The 21,982-nt window shown below is 53.4% G+C and carries 22 protein-coding genes, 2 tRNA genes and 1 rRNA gene; 15 read left to right on the top strand and 10 right to left on the bottom strand.

The annotated features are described in order from the left end of the window. A 16S ribosomal RNA gene (locus QMD53_01765) occupies positions 1 to 409 on the bottom strand; the annotation flags it as partial. Positions 410 to 866: 457 nt separating this feature from the next. Next, complete coding sequence (locus QMD53_01770; protein ID MDI6799405.1) at positions 867 to 1,454, bottom strand: 5-formyltetrahydrofolate cyclo-ligase; 588 nt, start codon at positions 1,452 to 1,454, stop codon at positions 867 to 869. 134 nt (positions 1,455 to 1,588) lie between these two features. On the opposite strand from QMD53_01770, the gene QMD53_01775 reads away from it, so the two are divergent. From QMD53_01775 to QMD53_01815, 9 genes are all read left to right on the top strand, one after another. After that, positions 1,589 to 2,230 carry an NAD-binding protein gene (locus QMD53_01775; protein ID MDI6799406.1) on the top strand — a complete coding sequence of 214 codons (642 nt, stop codon included), beginning with the start codon at positions 1,589 to 1,591 and terminating at the stop codon, positions 2,228 to 2,230. Positions 2,231 to 2,241: 11 nt separating this feature from the next. After that, complete coding sequence (locus QMD53_01780; protein ID MDI6799407.1) at positions 2,242 to 2,907, top strand: NAD-binding protein; 666 nt, start codon at positions 2,242 to 2,244, stop codon at positions 2,905 to 2,907. Further along, positions 2,904 to 3,035 (top strand): hypothetical protein, encoded by a 132-nt coding sequence (locus QMD53_01785; GenBank protein MDI6799408.1) that lies wholly within the window; start codon positions 2,904 to 2,906, stop codon positions 3,033 to 3,035. Before QMD53_01780 ends, QMD53_01785 begins: the two co-directional genes overlap by 4 nt. Next, positions 3,032 to 4,534, top strand: coding sequence for a potassium transporter TrkG (locus QMD53_01790; GenBank protein ID MDI6799409.1), 1,503 nt, complete (start codon positions 3,032 to 3,034; stop codon positions 4,532 to 4,534). The genes QMD53_01785 and QMD53_01790 overlap by 4 nt, the downstream gene beginning before the upstream one ends. A gap of 348 nt (positions 4,535 to 4,882) precedes the next feature. Continuing rightward, positions 4,883 to 5,011, top strand: a complete 129-nt coding sequence (locus QMD53_01795) for a hypothetical protein (GenBank protein ID MDI6799410.1) — start codon at positions 4,883 to 4,885, stop codon at positions 5,009 to 5,011. Further along, positions 5,012 to 6,232, top strand: coding sequence for a potassium transporter TrkG (locus QMD53_01800; GenBank protein MDI6799411.1), 1,221 nt, complete (start codon positions 5,012 to 5,014; stop codon positions 6,230 to 6,232). Beyond that, the gene (locus QMD53_01805; GenBank protein MDI6799412.1) at positions 6,136 to 6,516 is read left to right on the top strand and encodes a potassium transporter TrkG; all 381 of its coding nucleotides are present in this window, start codon (positions 6,136 to 6,138) and stop codon (positions 6,514 to 6,516) included. Before QMD53_01800 ends, QMD53_01805 begins: the two co-directional genes overlap by 97 nt. Continuing rightward, a complete protein-coding gene (locus QMD53_01810; protein MDI6799413.1) occupies positions 6,516 to 7,058 on the top strand; it encodes a hypothetical protein in 543 nt (180 codons plus the stop codon). Before QMD53_01805 ends, QMD53_01810 begins: the two co-directional genes overlap by 1 nt. A 63-nt stretch (positions 7,059 to 7,121) precedes the next feature. After that, positions 7,122 to 7,197, top strand: a tRNA-Gly gene (locus tag QMD53_01815). A 58-nt stretch (positions 7,198 to 7,255) separates the two neighbouring features. On the opposite strand, the gene QMD53_01820 is transcribed toward QMD53_01815, so the two are convergent. Next, positions 7,256 to 7,606 carry a YtxH domain-containing protein gene (locus tag QMD53_01820; GenBank protein ID MDI6799414.1) on the bottom strand — a complete coding sequence of 117 codons (351 nt, stop codon included), beginning with the start codon at positions 7,604 to 7,606 and terminating at the stop codon, positions 7,256 to 7,258. Between the two features lie 261 nt (positions 7,607 to 7,867). Between QMD53_01820 and QMD53_01825 the strand changes: the two genes are divergently transcribed. The 3 genes from QMD53_01825 to QMD53_01835 all read left to right on the top strand — a co-directional run bounded on the left by QMD53_01825 (position 7,868) and on the right by QMD53_01835 (position 10,223). Then, on the top strand, positions 7,868 to 9,139 hold the full coding sequence (locus tag QMD53_01825; GenBank protein ID MDI6799415.1) for a PLP-dependent aminotransferase family protein: 1,272 nt from the start codon (positions 7,868 to 7,870) through the stop codon (positions 9,137 to 9,139). A gap of 25 nt (positions 9,140 to 9,164) precedes the next feature. Beyond that, positions 9,165 to 10,112 (top strand): D-alanine--D-alanine ligase, encoded by a 948-nt coding sequence (locus QMD53_01830; protein MDI6799416.1) that lies wholly within the window; start codon positions 9,165 to 9,167, stop codon positions 10,110 to 10,112. Between the two features lie 35 nt (positions 10,113 to 10,147). Beyond that, positions 10,148 to 10,223 (top strand) — tRNA-Arg (locus QMD53_01835). A 27-nt stretch (positions 10,224 to 10,250) separates the two neighbouring features. Here QMD53_01835 and QMD53_01840 read toward each other — a convergent pair. Beyond that, positions 10,251 to 10,754, bottom strand: coding sequence for a DJ-1/PfpI family protein (locus QMD53_01840; GenBank protein ID MDI6799417.1), 504 nt, complete (start codon positions 10,752 to 10,754; stop codon positions 10,251 to 10,253). Positions 10,755 to 10,867: 113 nt separating this feature from the next. On the opposite strand from QMD53_01840, the gene QMD53_01845 reads away from it, so the two are divergent. Continuing rightward, positions 10,868 to 11,758: an HAD-IIB family hydrolase gene (locus tag QMD53_01845; GenBank protein ID MDI6799418.1), complete on the top strand. Its 891-nt coding sequence runs from the start codon at positions 10,868 to 10,870 to the stop codon at positions 11,756 to 11,758. A 240-nt stretch (positions 11,759 to 11,998) separates the two neighbouring features. On the opposite strand, the gene QMD53_01850 is transcribed toward QMD53_01845, so the two are convergent. From QMD53_01850 to fbp, 3 genes are read right to left on the bottom strand one after another with little or no spacing between them, the layout of a single operon-like run. After that, complete coding sequence (locus QMD53_01850) at positions 11,999 to 13,162, bottom strand: glycerate kinase (protein MDI6799419.1); 1,164 nt, start codon at positions 13,160 to 13,162, stop codon at positions 11,999 to 12,001. Positions 13,163 to 13,195: 33 nt separating this feature from the next. Then, positions 13,196 to 14,059, bottom strand: coding sequence for a polysaccharide deacetylase family protein (locus QMD53_01855; GenBank protein MDI6799420.1), 864 nt, complete (start codon positions 14,057 to 14,059; stop codon positions 13,196 to 13,198). 60 nt (positions 14,060 to 14,119) lie between these two features. Beyond that, positions 14,120 to 15,223 carry a fructose-1,6-bisphosphate aldolase/phosphatase gene (fbp, locus tag QMD53_01860; protein MDI6799421.1) on the bottom strand — a complete coding sequence of 368 codons (1,104 nt, stop codon included), beginning with the start codon at positions 15,221 to 15,223 and terminating at the stop codon, positions 14,120 to 14,122. Positions 15,224 to 15,436: 213 nt separating this feature from the next. Between fbp and QMD53_01865 the strand changes: the two genes are divergently transcribed. Both QMD53_01865 and QMD53_01870 read left to right on the top strand, forming a co-directional pair. Beyond that, positions 15,437 to 18,085: a cation-translocating P-type ATPase gene (locus tag QMD53_01865; GenBank protein ID MDI6799422.1), complete on the top strand. Its 2,649-nt coding sequence runs from the start codon at positions 15,437 to 15,439 to the stop codon at positions 18,083 to 18,085. After that, positions 18,082 to 18,522, top strand: coding sequence for a small multi-drug export protein (locus tag QMD53_01870; GenBank protein MDI6799423.1), 441 nt, complete (start codon positions 18,082 to 18,084; stop codon positions 18,520 to 18,522). The genes QMD53_01865 and QMD53_01870 overlap by 4 nt, the downstream gene beginning before the upstream one ends. On the opposite strand, the gene QMD53_01875 is transcribed toward QMD53_01870, so the two are convergent. From QMD53_01875 to QMD53_01885, 3 genes are read right to left on the bottom strand one after another with little or no spacing between them, the layout of a single operon-like run. Next, on the bottom strand, positions 18,505 to 19,449 hold the full coding sequence (locus tag QMD53_01875; GenBank protein MDI6799424.1) for a D-alanine--D-alanine ligase: 945 nt from the start codon (positions 19,447 to 19,449) through the stop codon (positions 18,505 to 18,507). The two genes, QMD53_01870 and QMD53_01875, sit on opposite strands and share 18 nt — an antisense overlap. Before the next feature lie 15 nt (positions 19,450 to 19,464). After that, entirely contained in the window at positions 19,465 to 19,770 is a 306-nt protein-coding gene (locus tag QMD53_01880) for a YtxH domain-containing protein (GenBank protein MDI6799425.1), read from the bottom strand. A gap of 32 nt (positions 19,771 to 19,802) precedes the next feature. Continuing rightward, on the bottom strand, positions 19,803 to 21,959 hold the full coding sequence (locus tag QMD53_01885) for a hypothetical protein (GenBank protein ID MDI6799426.1): 2,157 nt from the start codon (positions 21,957 to 21,959) through the stop codon (positions 19,803 to 19,805). Positions 21,960 to 21,982 lie beyond the last annotated feature (23 nt).

The raw sequence follows: 21,982 nt of genomic DNA on the forward strand, positions 1-21,982 counted from the left end.
CTGCGTCAGGCTTTCGCCCATTGCGCAAAATTCCCCACTGCTGCCTCCCGTAGGAGTCTGGGCCGTGTCTCAGTCCCAGTGTGGCCGATCACCCTCTCAGGCCGGCTATCCATCGCGGTCTTGGTAGGCCGTTACCCCACCAACAAACTAATGGAACGCGAGCTCATCCTAGAGCGGCCTTGCGGCCTTTCTTGGCATCCTCATGCGAAAACGCCAAGGTATCCGGTATTAGCCCGAGTTTCCCCGAGTTATCCCAGACTTTAGGGCAGATTGCTCACGCGTTACTCACCCGTTCGCCACTATCTCACTCCCCACTCTGCCGAAGCTTTGTGAGGCGAGACCGTTCGACTTGCATGTGTTAGGCACGCCGCCAGCGTTTGTCCTGAGCCAGGATCAAACTCTCCGTTGAAACTTGATCGACCATTCGATAAATCGAAGGGCCGAGTTTTAACGAGTTTTAATTGCTTTTTTCATCAGCTATAAGCTGATAGAGATCCGCTAGCTGCTAAGCTGTAAGCTTTTTACAATACTGTTTAGTTTTCAAAGACCGATAAACGCAAAAAGAAATGCTAACAGATGGTTTATGCCCTGTCAATAAGGAAGTTGAAAAAGGACAAAAAAATTACCGCCACTTTCTGCGGCGGCAAAAATACGAGGTTGCTTGACTAGTCTCGGACAAAGCTCCCTATATTTTTGTCGCCCCCATTCGGTAAATCACCAATCAAACCACTCCAAACAAGGTCTGCTTAAATGATCTCCTTATTATTATAACACCTCGAAATGGGGTGTCAATTGAGCCATAAGCCCCCATTCCTTAGACAATATTATCGGCAAATCACCCGCTAAAGCTCGCATATTGGTCCGTGCTATGGGCGGGCCTTAAAAGGTCCAATGATTTCGGCTTCGGTCACTATATAATCCGCCTTGACATCGTGGGACTCGAAGGGAACCTCGGCCACTATTTGGGCCTCAAAGGCGAGACCGATCGAGACGGCCCCCTCCTTTATGCCCTTTAGAAACCTGTCATAGTAGCCACAGCCGTAACCGAGTCTGCTCCCCGTTCGGTCAAAAGCCAGAGCCGGCAGTATAACCACGTCAATCTCGTCGGCCTTGACCAGGCGTCCCTTGGTTTCTATCGGCTCAAGTATGCCATAGGCGCCCTCTTGGGTCTCTCCATCAAGGCCGGCGATGCACACCATATCGAGCCTTCTCTCGCAAGCTTTGGAGACCGGGGCGCAGACCCTTTTGCCCATCCTAACCGCCCTTTCGATCATTTCGGCGGTCTCGACCTCGTCCTTGCATGATATATAGAAGGCGATGGTTTCGGCCCGCTTGATCTGTTCCATCGAGAAGAGGAGGGTCGATAGCTTCTTGCTCTTCTCTCCTCTTTCGACCACGGTGAGAACGGCCCTGGCCTTTAAGCTGATCTTTCGAAGCGACTCTTTATCCGGCAAGAATTCCCTTTCCACGCGGTATTATTTCAAGCAAGCCCCCGTTTTTCCTGCACAAAAAAATGATTGACAGCCCCTTTTGACGGGTCTATCATTGCTAAAATAAGCCAAATAAGCAAGCTTTTTGGAGATTTATTATGTATGTTATAGTCATCGGGTGCGGTCGGGTCGGGTCGCAGCTCGCCAAGAATTTGGCCAGTGACGGACATAATGTGGTCGTCGTTGACAAGGACGCATCCTCCTTCAGACGCCTCGGGTCCACCTTCAATGGTTTAACCTTAGAGGGGATGGGATTCGACGAAGAGGTCCTTCAAGAGGCCGGAATCGAAAAGGCCGACGCCGTCGCCGCCGTGACCGATTTTGATAATACCAATCTAATGATAACCGAGATGGCAACCAAGCTCTTCGGGGTGGAGAGAGCCATCGCCCGTCTCTACAACCCCGAAAAAGAACGGACCTATCAACAGCTGGGCTTGGAATACGTCTGCGGAACGCTCCTTACGGCCGAACGGATCTTGGACAAGATCGTCAGAGGCCACAGTCGCCATCTTCCCGTCGGCAGTGATGTCGAAATCATAGAGTTTGAAGCGAGCAAAAACCTGGAGAAGAAGAAGGTCAGCGAGATAGAGGTGGCTGATGAGATAAAAATATCGGCAATCGTCAGAAAGGGCGAGGCAATCCTGCCCGATGGAGAGACCTCCCTCCAAGAGAACGACCATATCTTCTGCGCTGTTCGTCGCTGGGCCATCCCGAAGATAAATAGGCTCATCCAGGATTAGGGGGACAATAAATGTACATCGTTATCAACGGCGGCGGCAAGGTAGGCTCCTTTTTGGCCGGCAAGCTCGGCAAGAAGGGCCATAGCGTGGCCCTGATAGAACGGGACGGCATCCTTTGCCAAAAACTCGCCGCAAACATGCAGAACGTCTTGGTCATAAACGGTGATGGCTGCGATGTCTCGGCTCAGGAGGATGCCGGCATGTCTCATGCCGATGTCTTCGCCTCGGTGACCGGAGATGATGACGATAATTTGGTCGCCTGCGAGCTGGCCAAAGTGACCTTCGATACTCCAAGGACAGTCGCCAGAGTAAATAACCCCAAGAATGAACGGATCTTCCATCGCATGGGCATTGACGCGATAAGCAGCACCACCATCATTTCGAGGCTCATCGAAGAGGAGGCCACCATCGGCGACGTCATAACGCTCTATACCATGAAAAAGGGTCAAGTTTCGCTGGTCGAAGTGGAGCTCCCGACCGATCGCTGCACCGTATGTAACAAGAAAATCGCCGAGCTTAAACTGCCCGAAGATTGCGTCATAGCCACAATTGTAAGGGGAGATGACGTCATAATCCCCACAGGAAGCACGACACTTGAAGCCGGAGATTCGGTTATAGCTATAACCAGGACCGAAAGGGAAAAAGAGCTTAAGAGGGCCTTGACCGGAGAGTCATGAAAAAAAAGGTCTTTGTCGAGTCGATCCCGAGCTACCTTGCTGGAATGGCAATAGAGATACTCTCGGTGCTCTTCCTTTCCGCATTCGCCTTCTTGCTTATAGCCCTCTTGGTGAGTTGGTATAGTTGATACAGAGACCGAGGATCCCCGATTATAAAAATATCGCCTTCTATGCCGGAAAGATAATCTTCGGCGTCGGGTTGCTGATGATCTTGCCCTTAATCACCGCCATTATTTTTGCCGAGTGGAGCCCGGCTTTAGATTTTTTGATCGGCATCTTCTCCTGTTTTACATTCGGCATATCGATGCAGCTATTCTTCCGGTCTGAACACGATCTAAGCTGGCTCCAGGGGATGGTTGTCGTCTCCTTCTCCTGGCTCTTGGCCATGCTGCTTGGTGCGATACCCCACTATTTGAGCGGCCATTTCGGCTCCTTTTTGGATGCCTGTTTCGATCTGATGAGCGGCTATACCACGACCGGCCTCTTTCTGCTCCAGGATTTGGATCACGTCTCCCATGCCATGAACATGTGGAGACACCTTCTGACTTACGCGGGGGGTCAAGGGATAATCGTGGTAGCCTTGACTTTCTTGGTCAGCGGAAGTGGCAGCGCCTTTAAGATATATGTGGGAGAGGGCAAGGACGAAAAGCTCCTTCCCAACATCATCCAGACGGCTCGAGCGATCTGGCTGATAAGCTTAAGCTATCTCTTCCTCGGCTCATTGATCCTCTGGGTAATAACCATCTTCGACGGCATGACCCCGACAAGGGGTCTGTTGCACGCCATTTGGATATTCATGGGGGCCTGGAGTACGGGCGGCTTTGCCCCCCAGTCCTTCAACACCGCCTATTACCACAGCCTCCTCTTTGAGATGGCCTCAATCGTGATAATGATAATTGGCTCCTTCAATTTTGCTCTCCATTGGGCCGTCTGGACCAAGAATCGCAGGGAGATCTATCGCAACATCGAGATAATCTCTTTCTCGGTGACCATCGCCATAGCTTTGGTAATAACTACGACCGGCCTCATGCGCCTGGGCGTATACCCCGAGGCGGTCGCGATGTTTAGAAAGGCCTTCTACCAGATAGCCTCCGGCCATACCACAACCGGCTTCATGACCATGCAGGCCAGATCATTCGTGAGGCAATGGGGCGAGATGGGCATGCTCGGCGTGATCATGGCCATGGCCATCGGCGCTTCGGCCTGTTCGACGGCGGGCGGATTTAAAGGTCTGCGCATGGGCATCATCTTCAAGGCCTTGGTCCAAGAGATAAGAAAGATGCTCTCTCCGGAATCCGCTATCGTAGTCGAAAAGATCCATCACATCAAGGAGATGGTGATGGGGGAGCGCCACGTCAGAAGCGCCATGCTGATAGTTCTCTCATATATCATGATTTATATGATTGCAACGATCGTCGGGATTTACTATCGCTACCCCTTCATCGAATCCCTCTTCGACGGCGTCTCGGCTGGCAGCAACACCGGTCTCTCTTGCGGCTTAACCTCGCCGGCCATGCCGGCCACCTTGAAGGTCGTTTACATAGCAGCCATGTGGATGGGCAGATTGGAATTTATGGCCATCTTTGGTCTGGTGGGCTTTTTGGTCGCCTCGCTCAGAGGAAGATGATCAACTCCAGAAATCATCAGAACAGTTAAGCATCTCCCAAATCTCTGGGCATTGGGGACAGGGGCAAGACATTCTTCAGATTTTTATCCCCGCCTTGTGCAAAAATTGTCGACCATATGGTAAGTGAGAGATTTGAGGAAGTGCCTGCAAGATGATATGATAACCTGGTCACCTCGAGAAGCGGCCGAAGTTTTTGGATTCGCCCTGAGAATAGAGGCTGCAAGAGCATAAATTTTAGGTCCGGGCTTTGGGCTCCAGGAGCGGTGGCGCTCTTTCGATGGCAAGCTTTACTATAGCCCATCAAGGAATGCCGGCCCTAAGCGACCTGAAAATCTCTGGAGGCGCATTATGAGGAAAAGGGAGCGCGACTTAAAGATCTTCTTAAACTATTTGGCCGGGATGGCTACGGAAATAATGACCACGATTATCATCGCAACGATATCTTTTCTGCTCGTCTTTTTGATCGTGAGGCGTTAATTGATACTTCGTCCCCGCCTTGAGGATTATAGAAATATAGCCTACTACAGCGGTAAGATAATTTACGGCGTTGGACTGCTGATGATTCTGCCCCTTGCAATTGCCGTTATATTTTATGAGTGGAACCAGGCTCTCAACTTCTTGATCGGTATTTTCTCCTGCTTCAGCCTTGGGCTGTCCCTTCAGGTATTCTTTCCTTCCAAGGAGGATTTAAGCTGGCTTCAAGGCATGGTTGTCGTCTCCTTCTCCTGGCTCTTGGCCATGCTGCTTGGTGCGATACCCCACTATTTGAGCGGCCATTTCGGCTCCTTTTTGGATGCCTGTTTCGATCTGATGAGCGGCTATACCACGACCGGCCTATTTCTGCTCCAGGATTTGGATCACGTCTCCCATGCCATGAACATGTGGAGACACCTTCTGACTTACGCGGGGGGTCAAGGGATAATCGTGGTAGCCTTGACTTTCTTGGTCAGCGGAAGTGGCAGCGCCTTTAAGATATATGTGGGAGAGGGCAAGGAGGAAAAGCTCCTACCCAACATCATCCAGACGGCTCGAGCGATCTGGCTGATAAGCTTAAGCTATCTCTTCCTCGGCTCATTGATCCTCTGGGTAATAACCATCTTCGACGGCATGACCCCGACAAGGGGTCTGTTGCACGCCATTTGGATATTCATGGCCGCCTGGAGTACGGGTGGTTTCGCCCCCCAGTCCTTTAACGTCTCTTACTATCATAACTTCGCCTTCGAGGTGATAACCGTCATACTCTTCATGGCGGGGTCATTCAATTTCGCCCTACACTGGGCCGTTTGGACCGGAAAAAGGCGCGAGATACATAAAAACATCGAAATTATCTCGTTTGCCACCACGATAACCATGGCGACCCTGATAACGTTGGCTGGGCTTGCCGCCTTAAACACATACCCGGAGATTACAGCGATGTTTAGAAAGGGCTTTTACCACGTCGCTTCCGGACACACTGGAACCGGTTTCATGACAGTCCACTCAAGGACATTCGTGAGGCAATGGGGCGAGATGGGAATGCTCGGCGTCATCACTTTGGCCATGGCCATCGGGGGTCGGCCTGCTCGACCTGTGGCGGCTTCAAGGGCCTTAGGGTCGGCATCATCTCTAAGGCCTTGCTTCAAGATGTCAAAAAGATCATATCTCCCGAGTCAACCGTCATCGTTCAGAAGATACATCACATCAAAGATATCGTCTTAAACGATAAGATGGTCAGGGGAGCCTTGCTGATAGTGTTATCATATATCGGGATATATCTTTTGGCCACGCTGGTTGGAGTCTATTATGGCTATCCGCTCGTTGATGCCCTTTTCGACAGCGTATCTGCGGGAAGCACTACGGGTCTTTCGTGCGGGGTAACCTCGCCGGCCATGCCCGCCCCGCTTAAGGTCGTATGCATCCTTGCCATGTGGATGTGCAGGCTCGAATTTATGGCGATCTTCGGACTCTTCGGTTTCATATTTGCGTCCTATGGGGGGAAGTGATGGACCTAAAAAGGTTTATGATTCTTTTGAAAATATCAATCTTCTCAGGCTTGCTTCTCCCCTCCTTTGTAGGGGCGACCGCCTTTGCCCTGACATCATCCACCCAGCTAATCGAGGAGCATCAGGACTACAACGGTAAAACTGTAACCTTCGAGGGAGAAGCCATCGGAGACGTCATGATCAGGGGCGAAAGTGCTTGGATACATCTAAACGACGACCCATACGGCAAGAACCGCTCCCGCGAACTATCCGGATACAATTCGGGCATGGCGGTATGGATTTCAGCCGATGAAGCAGGCAAAATAGAGACGCTTGGCAACTACAACAACTGGGGAGACCTGGTGAGAGTCGTCGGCACCTTCAATGCCGCCTGCTTAGAGCATGGAGGAGACATGGATATTCACGCAAGCTCCCTTTCCGTAATCAAGCCGGGAGAGGGCATAGATCACCCTATAAGGGCGGAGCGGATCTTTTGGGCAGCAGGCCTTGGGTTTCTATCCGCGACCCTCTTTCTTCTTAACAGGCGCAAGGCAAGATCATGATCAGCCCCGGCGGTCGCCTGCAGCTTAACATGATTCAGTCGCTTGCTGTATAATCTTTTCCACGCGGGAATAGCTCAGTTGGTAGAGCGTCAGCTTCCCAAGCTGAAGGTCGCGGGTTCGAGACCCGTTTCCCGCTCCAACCATACTCCCAAAACATTTAATTAGCAGTGCTTCAAAGAGGCTCGTGACCAAGGTGTCTACTTTTTCGGCGTCGCCTTCTTGGCCGCAGTCTCCTTCTTCGGCTTTTCGGCGCCCTTTTCCTCTTTCGGCTCAGGCGAAATGGCCTCTTGGGACTCGGATGATTTCAATCTCTCGATCCCTTTTTCGAAATTTTTTGTAACCTCATCCACCTTTACCTTAAGCTCCTTGCTCTTCTTTGCAAAATCCTTCTTTCCGGCGGCCACAAGCTCTTCGCTTTTGGCCTTCAAGTCCTCCCTGGTCTCTTTGCCCGCCTTTGGGGCCATAAGAAGACCGAGGGTGGCGCCCGAGATGGCTCCGGCCAAGAAACCGAGTACGGTCTTTATGGGACCACGCTTGTCTTTGGACATATCCCTCTCCTCTCTTCCGCGGTTATATATTCGATTTTAGCCAAGCAAAAAGATATTATCAAATCGAAGGGCGAATCTGAGTATGAGCAGAAGGTGCGCTCTAAAGCAGAAACCCCTTTATTAGCTGGCCCGATTTGACACGGGCATAAGGCTATTATAATATTGGCTCAATTTTAAGCGCGCAAAACCCACCCTCAAATCTGAGCGATTTACGGGGCAGAAGACACCCTCCCGTTTGGACAATGGAACTTTGGAGAACCGATGGCTCCAGAAATAAGGTTGGATAAATGGAAGGACCTATACTCTAAGCGGGCTCTGGCCCTAAAGTCCTCGGTAATCCGCGACCTCTTCATCGTCGCCTCGCGCCCCGACATAATCTCCTTTGCGGGCGGCATGCCCGATACCCGGAGCCTACCGATGAATCTCATAGCCGATGCGACCAGGAGGGTTCTGGAGAGAGAAGGGGCGGCGGCCCTCCAATACGGCTCCTCAGATGGGCATTTGGGTCTTAGGGAGCGCATAGCAAGCCTGATGAAGGACGACGGCATGGTCGTCGATGTCGAAGAGATAATAGTGACCGACGGCGGCCAGCAGGCCCTCGATTTTCTGGGAAAGATCCTGATAAACCCGGGCGACGAAATCATCGTCGAAGGACCAAGCTACGTCGGAGCCATTCAGGCCTTCTCCAGCTATCAAGCAAGATTTTTGTCCGTCCCCCTAGATGACGACGGCATTCAGATAGAGCCCCTTGAAAAACTCTTGAAAGACCTGAAGGAGGCGGGCAAAAGACCCAAGTTTTTGTATCTGGTGCCAGCCTTTCACAACCCGGCCGGGGTGACCCTCGCACTCGAAAGGCGAAGGAGGATAGTCGAGATGGCCAGGGAGCACTCTCTCTTGGTGATAGAGGATAACCCCTACGACCAGCTTCGCTTCGACGGAGAGCCGCTTGCCACTTTAAGGTCGATGGATGATTCGATCGTCTACATGAGCACCTTCTCTAAAATATTCTCTCCCGGGGTGCGCCTGGGTTGGATCGCTGCGCCCAAGCCGATCTTGGAAAAGCTCAACTTTGCCAAGCAGGCAGCAAACCTCTGTTCGAGCTCGTTCTCCCAAAGGGTGGTCGAAGAGTACTTCAACACCTGTCCCTGGGAGAAGTACCTCAAGAAACAGACCGACCTCTATAAGGAGAGACGCAACGTCATGCTCTCAGCTTTGGAAGAATTCTTTCCAAGCGAGGCCAGATGGACCCGCCCGATGGGAGGACTCTTCCTCTGGGTCACATTGCCCGACTACATTAATACTTCGGAGATGTTGGCCGAATCGATCGACCAAGCCAAGGTGGCCTACGTGCCGGGCGAAGCTTTCTTTACCGACGGCAGCGGCAAGAACTCGATGCGCTTAAACTTCTCCTATCCACACAAGGAGAGCATCAGAGAGGGGATTGAGCGGCTGGGAGATTTGATAAAATCACAGATGAGACTCTATGAGACCTTCACCAAGAAGCTTAAAATAGATGAGGATAAAAAGCGATGATATGGATGAGACATTAGGAGGAGATATGAGCAAGCCTAAAGTTGCCGTCCTGATGGGCGGACGCTCGCTGGAGAGGGAGGTCTCCCTAAAGAGCGGCCACCGAGTCTCCGAAGCCCTAAAGTCTAAGGGCTACCCCATAATCCAGATCGATGTAAGCGAGAACCTTGTAGATCTGCTCAAGCAAGAGCGGCCCGAGGTAGTCTACATCGCTCTACATGGCAAGTACGGTGAGGACGGAACGGTTCAGGAGCTCCTCGAGATACTCGACATCCCATATACCGGGCCGGGCGTCTACTCAAGCATCATCGGATTCGACAAGGCCATATCGAAGGAGATCTTTCAGATAAATTCCATCCCAACGGCCCCCTTCGTCTCCTTGAGCGAGGGCGCCTTCAAAGAGATGGGAGCCTCCGCAGCCCTGGCCGAGGTGATAGCGAAGATAGGTCTGCCCTTGATCGTAAAGCCGGCCCGGCAGGGATCGGCCCTTGGGATCAAGTACGTCAAGGAGCGGGGCGAGCTGGCCGAAGCCCTCCTTGGTGCCTTAAGCTACGACAAGAAGGTGATAATAGAGAAATTCATAAAGGGTAAGGAGCTTGCCATCAGCATCCTGGAAGAGGACGGCCAGCCTAAGGCCCTGCCGATAGTCGAGATCGTAACCGAAAAGGATTTCTTCGACTTCGAGGCGATGTATTCGATGGGAGAAACCAAATATTTCGTGCCGGCCCGGCTTTCAAAAGACGAGACCAAAGATGTTCAAGAACTGGCTGTAAGGGTCCATCGGACCCTTCTCTGCCGCGACGTCTCGAGGGTGGATATGATCCTCTCTGAAGACGGCCCGATCGTTCTGGAGCTAAATACCGGCCCCGGCATGACCGAGACGAGCCTCCTTCCGATGGCGGCCGAGGCGGCGGGGGTAGAATATGGCGACCTAGTCCAGCGCCTGATAGTGATGGCCTTAAAAAGAAGATGTTGACCCGCCCCGGCCGCCGCCCTATAATCTCTTTTTGGGCCCCCGTAGCTCAGGGGATAGAGCAAAGGTTTCCTAAACCTTGTGTCGCAGGTTCGATTCCTGCCGGGGGCACCATCTCTCTTTCATAATTTGCAAATCAGCTTAAGAGAGCCTCTCGGCTATGGACAGGCCGAACCTATTGGCGGCCGCCGGGCCGTTTGCGGTGATTATTCTGCCGTCCACCACCACGTTCTCATCGATTAAGATCGCCCCCTTCGACAGGAGGTCCCCCTTCATCGACCCAAAGACCGTAGCCCTCTTCCCTTGAAGCAGTCCGGCATTGGCGAGTATGACCGGGGCGATGCAGATGGCAGCAGTGATTTTTCCGGCTTTTAGAGACGCCTTGGCAAGATCCATGGCCACCTCGTCCTCGAAGTACTCCTTGGCTCCGGACCCGCCCACGAAGATGATCGCCTCGTAATCCTCCGCCCGTGCCTCCTTTAGGGCGATGTCGGCAAGGACGCGCGCCCCGCCAATCCCCCTCGACTCACGCCCCGTTGATGAGGCAACCGTAACCTTGGCTCCAAAAGACTCGAGAACGTGCCTCGGCTCCAGATACTCTTCGTCTCTGAAGTTATTGCTCGCAACAACCATCAAGACCTTCATCTTAAATCTCCTCCCCTTTTCTCGGTCGAAAAGACCGAGTAAAATCTTGTTAAATATTATGTTAAGCTATGGAGGATGATCCCTCAAGGAGGCGGGAAGGAGCTTAGCTTTTGATGGTAAGCATAGCGAAAGAGAGAGGTCTTGAGAAAAATAGACGCCTGATCAAGAGCCTTATCGGGCCAACCAGGGTAATATATACGGATGTGGACGGAACCCTGGTTGGCCCGAAGGGCTCTCTTTTTAGAGCGGCCGATGGCAGCCTCACTTTGGCTGCGGCCAAGGCCATAATGCTGGCGAGCGAACGTGGCATCGATATCGTGATGGTCTCGGGAAGAAGCGCCCGCCAACTCTTCGGCGATGCTCGAATTTTGGGCTTTAATAACTACATCGCCGAGATGGGCTGCGAGATAGTCTATGGAGGCGGATCGGAGATAGTCAAAAACTTCGAAGACCTGGCGGGGAGCGATGCCGGTCTCTATGAAGCCATAGCAAAATCCGGCTCGGTAGAGCTCCTCTTCGAGAGGTACCCTGGCAGGCTGGAATATCACACCCCTTGGTCCGAAGGAAGAAACTGCACTCATGTCTTTCGGGGTCATGTCGACATCGACCAGGCCATGAGCCTGTTGGAGAGGGAGGGCTTAAAAGATCTCAAGCTCATCGACAACGGAATAATCGCCCGTAGAGGCACGCTGGACAAATCCGTAAAAGAGATCCACGCCTATCACCTGATGCCGAGGTCGGCATCGAAGCAGAGCGGGCTCGCAAGAGATATGGAAATCCGAAAGATACCTAGGAAGACGACCATTGCCATCGGCGACGCCGTCTCGGACGTGGCAATGGCCGAGCACGTCGGAGTCTTCTTCCTGGTAAGAAATGCCCTGATGTCTAAAGAGTGCCTCGGACTTGAAGGGGAGATTGCAAAATACAAAAATGTCTTCGTCACCGAGGGCGAGGTGGGCGAGGGCTTTGCTGAGGTCGTTGAGCTTGCGTTGGAGGATCGATAGGATCACTTTCAAACACAAAAAGGGAGGGCATTCGCCCTCCCTTTAGTCTATGGGTCGCCCTCGCTCATTTTAAGGCTTATTTCCATCTGGCGTCGTCATGGACAGCCGCCTTCTGCTTTACAGCAGTACCACCGGTGCATTCTCATGTCAAACAATCAAATCACCTCCTTCCAAAGAGAAAGGATATGGTATAGTGTAAATCAAAATTTTAGCATAGATTTAAGCCGCCTTCAAACCAGCTCAGCGGTCGAGGTGCTTTAAGGCTATCTCTTCACCAAGCTCCTTAAGCAATTCGGCCGCCCGCTCGATCGACTCGTCCTTTGAGCCACCCGCTCTCTCAAGAAGAGAATAAGCCGCGGTCGCCCCAGCCTCCAAGATGCTTTCACCCGCCCCCTCTTCAACCACTCCGGCTACCACCACGCAAGGGACGCCAAGGCTCCTGGCAAGGCTAAGTACACCAAGGGGCGTTTTTCCGAAGGCCGTCTGGACGTCCAGCTTTCCCTCTCCGGTTATTACAAGATCCACCAAGGCCATTTTCTCCTTAAGATGAGAGACCGCGATGATGAGGTCGATGCCCGAATGCATCTTGGCCCCGAGGAAGACCATTAGGCCGGCGCCAAGGCCGCCCGCCGCTCCGGCGCCGGTCTTGTTCGCGACATCGATTCCAAGGTCCCTTAGGATGACATCCGCAAAATTTCTAAGCCCCCGATCCAGCATCTCGACGATCTTCGGATCGGCTCCCTTTTGAGGGGAGTAGACGAAGGCTGCGCCGTCCGGACCGTAAAGGTGGTTCTTCACATCGGAGGCGACGATAAAGTCGACTCCCTTGATCCGTTCGTCGATTTTGGAAGCATCGATCCTTGCAACTTTTTCTAAAAGAGCTCCGGAGCCGAAATCCTTTATTTCCTCGGCCGCCTCGTCGAAGAATTTTACTCCGAGAGCCTGGGCCATACCCATGCCTCCATCGGTCGTCGCGCTTCCGCCTATTCCTATGATAATCTTTGACGGCCGCCTTTTTAAGGCGGCCAAAACGAGTTCCCCCGTACCATAGGTGGTCGTAAATAAGGGATTTCTCTTCTCTTTCGGGATCAAGGATAGGCCTGAGGCGGCGGCCATCTCTAAAACCGCAACTTCCTCTTTCTTTTGGCCCAATTCCTCATTGATGAGACCAAAGAATGCCAGCGTCATCTCGCCAAGAGGTCCCGTGACTAAGGCCTCTATGCGCTCTCCGCCAGCCCCGGCTATTAGGGCGTCGACCGTTCCTTCGCCGCCGTCGGCTAAGGGGGCGGTGATTATGTGAGTCGCTGGTCGCACCCTTTCCATGCCGGTTTTGAGGGCGGCGGCAACTTCGGAAGCCGAAAGGGAGTCCTTGAATTTGTCGGGAGCGATGAGGACGGTGGCCAACTTGTCCCCTTTGCCTTCAGGGCCTCTTAAGATCTATGCCTCTCTTAAGAATGCTTTCTCTTCTGCGGTGTCGAGCATCTTAGAGACCTTGACGATCTCATAGCCCTCTTCAAACAAAAAATCTATGACCTTGGGCAGCGCCATTATCGTGTTTGTCCGGTTCTTCTGCTTGCACCCGATCAAAGAGCCGTTATCGTGAAAGAGGATTATCGCGCCATCGCGCACAAAGAGCTTGACCCGCCAGAGAATAGCCTTGGGCTTTACCCCTCGCCAATCGAGCGAGCTTAAGGTCCAGAGAACTATCCGATAGCCCTCTTTGAGAATCTCTCTTCTGGTCTTAGTCCTGGTAAATCCGCGGGGAGGACGGAAGATGTTGGTCTTGATCCCAGTGGCCCGAAATATCGATTCTTCGGCCCGAGCTATATCGCTTAAAATGGCTTTGTCCTTAGAGAGACCCATTTCGATGTGGCTGTGGGTATGATTACCTATCTCGTGGCCTTCGGCTACGATGCGTCTGGCTAGCTCGGGATACTTGTCGACGTAGCTGCCGGTCAAAAAAAAGGTCGCCTTGACGCCCTTATCGCTTAGAATATCCAGAATCTTTGGGGTGTTTTTGGGACTTGGACCGTCGTCGAAGGTTATGGCGACCATTTGGCTTAAGAGTCCTTGGCGAAAGACCCCCTCTTGACAGCCGATGCCATGATACTCCGAGTAGCTGGCAAAGATGGCCAGGGCCGCATATAGGACGAGGAATAAGAGGATGTAGCTCTGGCTTCCCCTGCCAATCTTAAGCAGGACGTTTCCATAAGGCAGGCTCCTAAGAAAGATTACCCCCGCTATCGACAAGGTCAGACCATAGGTTAGTTTGGGAAAAAAATACTTAAAGTACCTCTTCAAACAGCTTTTCTCCTTAAGAAGGATGGGGCTTCGAAGCGGAGCCCCATCCACAATTATCCATTACTCGCCCGGAACGAACCTGTCCTTTAGCTTCTCCATGACCATGGGCATCGTCGTGTATTCCATCTCTTCCAAGGGAAGACGATGGGGCTCGAAGGGGCCGTGAGCCCTTAAGTAATCGGCCGCATCCAGGGCCTTCTTCCTGGCATTGTCGTAGCTGGGATCGTCGAACATATCGCGCGGTCCCACGAAGTTACCGCCCGAAATCTGAAAGCCCAAGCAGACGACCCTGGGCGGTCCATCGAACCTGGTCGGGTTGGCCTTCTCCACCGATACCGGCATGAGCGGACCATGATGGGAGCCGCGCATCCAGCCAGCCACCGCATGGGGGAAAGAGAAGGGCTCGACGACTTCGCCCACGGCCGGCATGCCGCTCTGTGACCTGACGATCATCACCGGATCATCCTTTCCGACGTACCGACCGGCCATCAGGTTGAGCCGCTGGGTCGAGGTGACGGCCGCTATTTCGTTATCGCCCTTGCGGTAGACATGCTTGATGGCAAATCTGGAAGGGGCCCCGATGAAGATGAGCATGTTGTATAGCTCTTCGGGACAAGAGAAGGTGACCTTCTTGTGCTCCATCATATCGACGACCTCGAAGTTGAAGCCGTCATGCATATTCGGGTCTATAACCAGACCGATGGTGTTGAAGGGATCGGCAAACATCTTGTAGAGTGGCAGATTCCAGGCGCCAGGCTCCGTCTTGTCGGCCAAAAATATCAGAATCGGCTCGCTCTTTCTCTCTTCAAACTCCATCTCGGCAAAGCCGGGACCCATCCCCTTTAGGTTGCCGGAGAATGCATCGGACAACAGGTCTTGGCCCGCCCCGTACAGCTTGAGCTTCTTGGCAACCTCGGTTGTCTTCATGAAGGTCTCCCAAGCAAATTTGTGGATCTTCTCGTTCTCGATCCCGTGCTCATGGGTCATTATCAGAGCTATGTCATCACCCACGTGACCACAGTGAACATCGATGAGCAGACCGCTTTTCTTGGCCTTTTCGAGTTCTCCGGCCGACTCACCGAGCAGATCATCATGGACCGAAGAGTGACCGACATAGCCGCCCACGTCGGCCTTGATAACGCTCAGCGTAATCTTGTCTCCCATAAATCCTCCTTTAATTGAATATTCAGATATACATTCTATCTCAAAGAAACAAATCGTGCCTTACTTGCCTTGCGCAACAATGGGTCAACTGGGTTATCGAAAAGAACTCCCCTGCGCTTTACATAAAAGCCCCTTCTGATATTCTATTTTAATAGCAATTTGAACAAATTAAACCCCAAAGATAATTTACTAGAAGGCGGCGATTTGAGCAACGTGGAGACTTGGCACACAAAAGAGGTTTCTGAGGCGATCTTGTCCTTTAACACTTCCGGCGTGACCGGTCTTTCGGCTGCCGAGGCGAAAAAAAGGCTCGGCGAGGACGGCCCCAATAGCTTCAGGGAAGCCGAGACCATATCGCCGATCTCCCTTTTCTTTTCGCAATTTAATGACTTTATGATCTGGGTTCTCATAGTGGCGGCCATCATCGCAGGTCTCTTCTTGAAAGAGATGGTCGATGCGGCCGCCATTTTTGTGATCCTCATCTTGAATGCAGCCTTGGGTTTCATTCAGGAGTTTAGGGCGGAAAGGGCGATGGAGGCCCTAAAGAGGATGACCGCTCCCACGGCCCGGGTCTTAAGGGGCGGCCTGGAGAGCGTGATAGCGGCCGAGGACTTGGTGGCCGGAGACATAATCCTCTTGGAGGCTGGCGACTCCGTTCCTGCCGACGCAAGGATAATGGATTGCGCTGTATTCTACGTGGACGAGGCCTCCTTAACGGGAGAGTCTCTGCCCGAAGCCAAGGCGGCCGCTCGCCTCGCCGATGAGGGTCTCGCCCTTGGAAACAGGAGGAACATGATCTATATGGGAACCTCCGTCAAGAGCGGCCGGGCGAGGGCGATCGTCGTCGCGACCGGTCACTCAACCGAAGTGGGCAAGATAGCCGAATCTATCTTAAGCCCAAATGAGAAGACCCCCCTTCAGATTGAGCTCAAGAAGGTGGGCAAGACCATAGCCCTCATCTGCCTCTTCATCTGCAGCATAGTCTTTGCAACCGGAGCGCTGGGCGGCAAAGACCCTTCGTTAATGTTTTTGACCGCCGTCAGCCTGGCCGTGGCCGCCATCCCGGAGGGCCTTCCGGCCATCGTGACTGTCTCTTTGGCGCTCGGCGTTCAGAGCATGGCCAGAAATAATGCCTTGGTCCGCAGGCTTCATGCGGTTGAGACTCTCGGCTCTACCTCGATCATATGTACCGACAAGACGGGAACATTGACCCTAAACAAGATGACGGTAAGGCCAATTTATATTTCCAATCGGTTAATTCAGCTAGATGAGCCTCTTGCGGAATCCTATCCTAATGAGTTAAGTGACGACTTAAGAGCACTTTTCATCACGGCCGCTCTCTGTAACGACGCCAGGCTGTCGGGAAAGGATCTCATCGGCGAGCCAACCGAAGCTGCTCTGCTCAAGGCGGCCATGGACTTCGGCCTCGATAAAGCCCTGCTGGAGAAGAGGATGAAAAGGGTTAACGAAATCCCCTTCGATTCCGACCGCAAGGAGATGACCACGCTCCACAAAAGCGACGACGCCTTCCCCTTCGCAAAGGGCTTCGAATTCATATCCTTGACCAAGGGAGCTCCAGAGGCAGTAATCGCTCAATCAAAAGCCGTCCTCATCGAGGGCTCCATCCAGGAGCTAAGCGATGCCACAAGAGGCGAACTCTTGTCGGCCAACGAATCCTTGGCCGCCCAGGGATACCGGATGATGGCCGTGGCCTTTAAGGGAGCGAGGAATAAGGACGAAAAGGACCTCGAGAGTGATCTCATCTTCTCGGGCTTGCTCGGCCTGCTCGATCCGCCCAGAAAAGAGGTCTATGCGGCCATAGATACTTGCAAGAAGGCAAATATTCGGGTGATGATGATAACTGGGGATCATAAGCTTACGGCCGAGAGCATAGCCAAAGAGATCGGCCTTCTTGAGGGCGGCCAGACCCTTACCGGAAGAGAGCTCGATGAGATTGGCGACGACGAGCTCTCTGACCTTGTCTCAAGGATCTCCGTCTACTCTAGGGTCGCCCCCCTTCACAAAGTTAGGATAGTCGATGCCTTAAGAAATAAGGGCTATATAGTCGCCATGACCGGCGACGGGGTCAACGATGCACCGGCCATAAAGCGGGCCGACATCGGCATCAGCATGGGAATAGTCGGAACCGATGTCACCAAGGAGGCCTCCGACATGGTCCTGGCCGATGACAATTTTGCCACGATCGTCGGAGCCGTGCGTGAGGGCCGCCTCATCTTTGACAACATCAGAAAGTTCATTCACTTCTTGCTCTCCTGCAACATAAGCGAGGTCTTGACGATGTTTATCGCTATGGTCGCCTGGGGAAGGCTTGCCCTCTTGCCCGTCCAGATCCTCTGGATGAATTTGATAACGGATGGCCTTCCGGCCATGGCCCTTGGAGTCAGCAAGCCGGAAGATGGCCTGATGACCAGGCCGCCGAGATCGAGGGAGGACGGCATCTTGAGCGGCATTGCTCTGAAGAAGACTTTGCAGCAGGGGCTTCTCTTGACCGCCTGCGCCCTCTCAATATTCTGGCTGGGACTCTTCCGTTTGGGCCTTCCCCTTGATAGGATTCAGACCATGACCTTCAGCTCGCTCGTGGCAATCCAGCTCTTCCACGCCCTAAGCTATGGAAGCGAAAAATCGATATTATCGAGGGATGCCTTCAAAAACATGTTTTTGCTCGGGGCCATAGGGGGCTCTTTCGTCCTGCAGCTCCTCATAGTCTACTCCCCGCCGCTATCAAAAATATTTAAGACCACGCCGCTTCTTGGCAGCGACTGGCTCTATGTGGCAGCCTCGGTAGCCTTAACCGCGGGGGCCTTGGATCTTTTCAAGAGGTATGGAAGAGAAGGCCTATGAAGCTAAGATACCTCATATTGACCGTAATGCCTTGGATAGAGCTTAGGGGAGCCATACCTTTGGCGATCAAAGATGGGGAGTATCTGGCCGTACCCTTCATAATGGCCATAAACATCCTCATCTTCTTCCCGACCTACTATGGCTTGGAGTTGATGAGGCGCTGGGTCAAGGAGGGCTCTTGGCTAAGCCGGCGGCTCAAAGTGGTCGAAGAAAAATCGGCGCCGCTGGTGAGGAGGTACGGTCTTTTGGGGCTTGCGGTCTTTGTCATGATTCCGCTTCCCGGAACCGGAGCCTATTCCGGCACGGCGGCTGCCTGGCTTCTTGGCTTTAGGAAGAGGACGGCCTTCTTTGCGGTGGCCCTCGGGGTGATCCTGGCGGGAATCATCGTCTCGCTAATAAGCCTCTCTGTAAGGAGCGGGTTATTTGGGCTCCTCTAGAGCAAGTTCGACTATCCTTGAAACCAGATCTCCCATGTCCATGCCGGCCGCCTTGGCCGCATCGGGAAAGAGGCTTAAAGGGGTCATGCCCGGACTCGTGTTTATCTCCAGAACGTACGGCGTGCCGTCCTTTGAGACGATGAAGTCGACCCTGGAAAACCCCCGGCAAAACAGCATCTTGTGGACTCTGGTGGCGAGTTTTTGCGCCGCTTCGTTCGCCGCCCCAGGAATTCTGGCCGGAATCACATGATGACTCATTCCGGCGGTATACTTCGATTCATAGTCATAGATTTCACCCTCATAGGTGATCTCTAGGGTGGGAAGGGCAACAAGATCGCGGTTTCCAAGAACGCCGACGGTAATCTCCGTCCCCTCTATATGCTCCTCCACCAATACCTCTTCGTCATAGCGGAAGGCCTCCTTAAGGGCCGGACCAAGATCGGCCTCCTCCTTGACGATGCTCATCCCGATGGTCGACCCTTCGCAGGCTGGCTTGACGACTAGGGGTAGGTCCAGCTTAGAGATAATCTCCTTAAAAGCGTCTTTGGCCTCAAAAATAAAATCCGACCGCGTAAGGGGAATGAACTCGGCGGTCGGTACGCCCTCAAATTTGAGCAGTTTTTTGGTGACGATCTTGTTGAGACCAAGGGCGCTCGCCAGGATCTTGGAGCCGGTGTAGGGTATGCCGAGGATCTCGAGAAGACCCTGGATCGCTCCGTCCTCCCCCAGGCGGCCATGGAGGGCTATGAAGGCCACATCAGGCCGGGCCTCCTTTAGGCGCTCCGAGATATCTATATCCAGATCTATCTTGATTGCCTGGTAGCCCCGGCCAGCCAGGGCCTTGTAGGCCTCTTCGCCCGAGATGAGGGATATCTCCCTCTCTTTGGAGCTGCCGCCGCAGATTATCGCCACTCTAAGTCCGTTCATGTCCTCCACTAATGGCTAGGCTTCGCTCGCGTCGTAGCGTTTTAGGTCTTCTCTGAGCGACTCTATCTTCTTCCAAGCTATCTTCTCCTGCAGCCCCATCAGAGACTCGGCCCTCTCTATCAGGGCCTCCAGGCTCTTTTTAGTCTGCTCGATGAGTTCGTCGGCGATCAGCTTGGCCTCTTCGGTCCGCCTTGCTATCTGCATCCTGGTCGCTTCGCCGGACTGGGGAGCCATGAGAACCCCTATCAGAAGGCCGAGCGCGGCTCCAGCCAGTAGGCCGGCTCCGAAATTTTCCAGGCTGAACTCCCTCTCTTCGCCCATCTCTCTCCTTTCAAAAAGACCGATTTTATGGTTTATCTCTCTTCTTCTACAATAATATATAAGAGAGCGACAATTGCAAACATTATGGTTGCCGCGGCAGCGGCCGCTCCGGTGTCGTTGAAGATGAAGGCGGCCAGCGCCCCAGATGAGGTGCCAATAAAGCCCGCGACCAGGCTGGGGCGCTCCCGCTTAAGCTTATCGAAGAAGCCGACCGGGCGGAAGAAGAGCATCGGGGAGACGAGCAGGGTGGCAAGGAGTATCCTCGTCCAGACCGTATATTTCATGCCCCGGTAATTCATGGCTATCTTCCGTCTTGTGATTTCCAACAGCTCCTTTACCCCGCCCTCGTAGATCATCATGACGCTCCGCCCCGCATGGCTGGTCGCCCCGCCCCGAAATATGTCTATGGCCAAAAAGATGAGAAGGGCTCCGAGGGCGGCTCCGGCGACGTAGAGAAAGTGCCTCCTTTTGAGCGAGCCCTGAAACAGGACTATCAGAGTGATGGCGAAACCGACCGAGGCGGCTATGGTTCCTCCGACGTTGGCTCCCAGGGCGGGATGTCCTATCGCCACCACCACGGCCGCAAACATCAGGCCGGCCAGAAGATGGTGCGCTCTCAATCGAAGCTTCTTTACATCGAGCAAGGATGTTATGCCGATTATGCTCGCCCCGATCAGAATGCCCATATATTCGTTTCCGATGCCGTAAAATCTGGCTCCGATGTTGGGACAGTAGCCCAAGATTGAGGTCCTTATGAGGTTCCAGCCGGTCATCATGTCAAGGGTCAGGATGACCACGGTCAAGAGGCAGATCAGGACTATCGGCATAAGTTGCGAGCCCTTGAAATAGCGGGCGCACATGACGATGGCGCCCGCTATGGCTGATACGAGGAGAATCGGCAGAATCATGTGACCGTAGTCGATGGGGGCGAATATTTCGAAGGCCACGGGTATGCTGAGCAGCCAAAGAAAGATCACCTGGATGGCCCCCACCAGTCTCTTTGGGATATTTTTGAAGAATGAAACAAGGGCGGCCAGGATGACCATTATCGAAACTAAGGTAACATAGCCTTTGAGCAGCGGGACTCTGGCTATCGCTTTATTCTCATACCTGGTGCTCATCCGCCCCATGTAAGATGGGTCAACCCTTCTGTCCAAGAACCTTATTGGCCTGCCCGTCATCTCCTCTCCCTTTTCGGCGCCGAGGATGCTCAAGATGGTCGGGGCGATATCGGTGCTGTCGACTATCCCAGGCCACCTGGTCGTATCCGAGATCAAAAGGCCTCCATCGACGCTAGCTCCGATCATAATTGCGGGAGCCAGAAAGTTGCCCCGCTCCATCGCCTCAGGCGGGTTGGAGGGAGCGAGGAGCATTAGGGTGGTATCATCACCCAAGATGCTCAAAACCTCGCCAAGATAGCGGTCGACCGCCTCCATCTTGAATTTGCGCCTCTTGATGATGGCCTCTTCCGTATATAGATTATTTCTGCTCTCAAGACGAGTCGTATCCCCGAGCTCGACGACCAGAAGGTCGGATGTGGCAAGCAGGTCCTTGGTCTTTGTAAAGAGCGCGGCGTAGTCGGTTATCGTTCCCGTCTCTTTAGAGATAGTGTTGGTCGCGGCCGAGACGTCGCCAAGGTAAGTCAAGCCCAGCTCGTCCATGGTTATCAATGAGGCCTCCCTGTGAGGCTCGCCCACGTTATCGCCGTTTCCAATGAGGGCCGCCTTGAGGCCACCCTCCTTTAGGGCTTTGCCCAGAGAGCCCGGCAGGTTGCTTCTGGGGATCGTCTTCGAGGTGGCTATGATGTTGGCGATCGAAAGGTTGGCTATGCTGCCCAAGGGAGGCTCGATGCCGGTCCTCTGGAGAAAGATGTCGGACGCAAGGATTCCGCTTGGATGGACCTCGTCCCGGTTGAAAGATTCGCCAGCCGTCCCGCCCGTCTTGGTCTTTGCCCCGACTCCAATGCAGAGATAGCCGTCATAAGGGTTTGGACCCGCCTGGGTCCTGACGTTCATGAGGCCTGCGGCGCCCTCTTTGGCAATTTTTGATAGGTTCGGCGCCGCGGCCTCGGCAAGCTCGCTCGCCCCAAGACCGTTGGTGATGACCATGATAACTTTTGGTTTGGCTTCTGCGGCCGCCTTGGGCGCGCCTCCCAGGGCGGCCGCAAGTAAAGAGATGAGGGCGAACAAGAGAAGCGCCCTTAAGATGATGC

The organism is Actinomycetota bacterium, assembly GCA_030017835.1.
Classification (GTDB): Bacteria; Actinomycetota; Aquicultoria; order UBA3085; family Oleimmundimicrobiaceae; genus Yes70-04.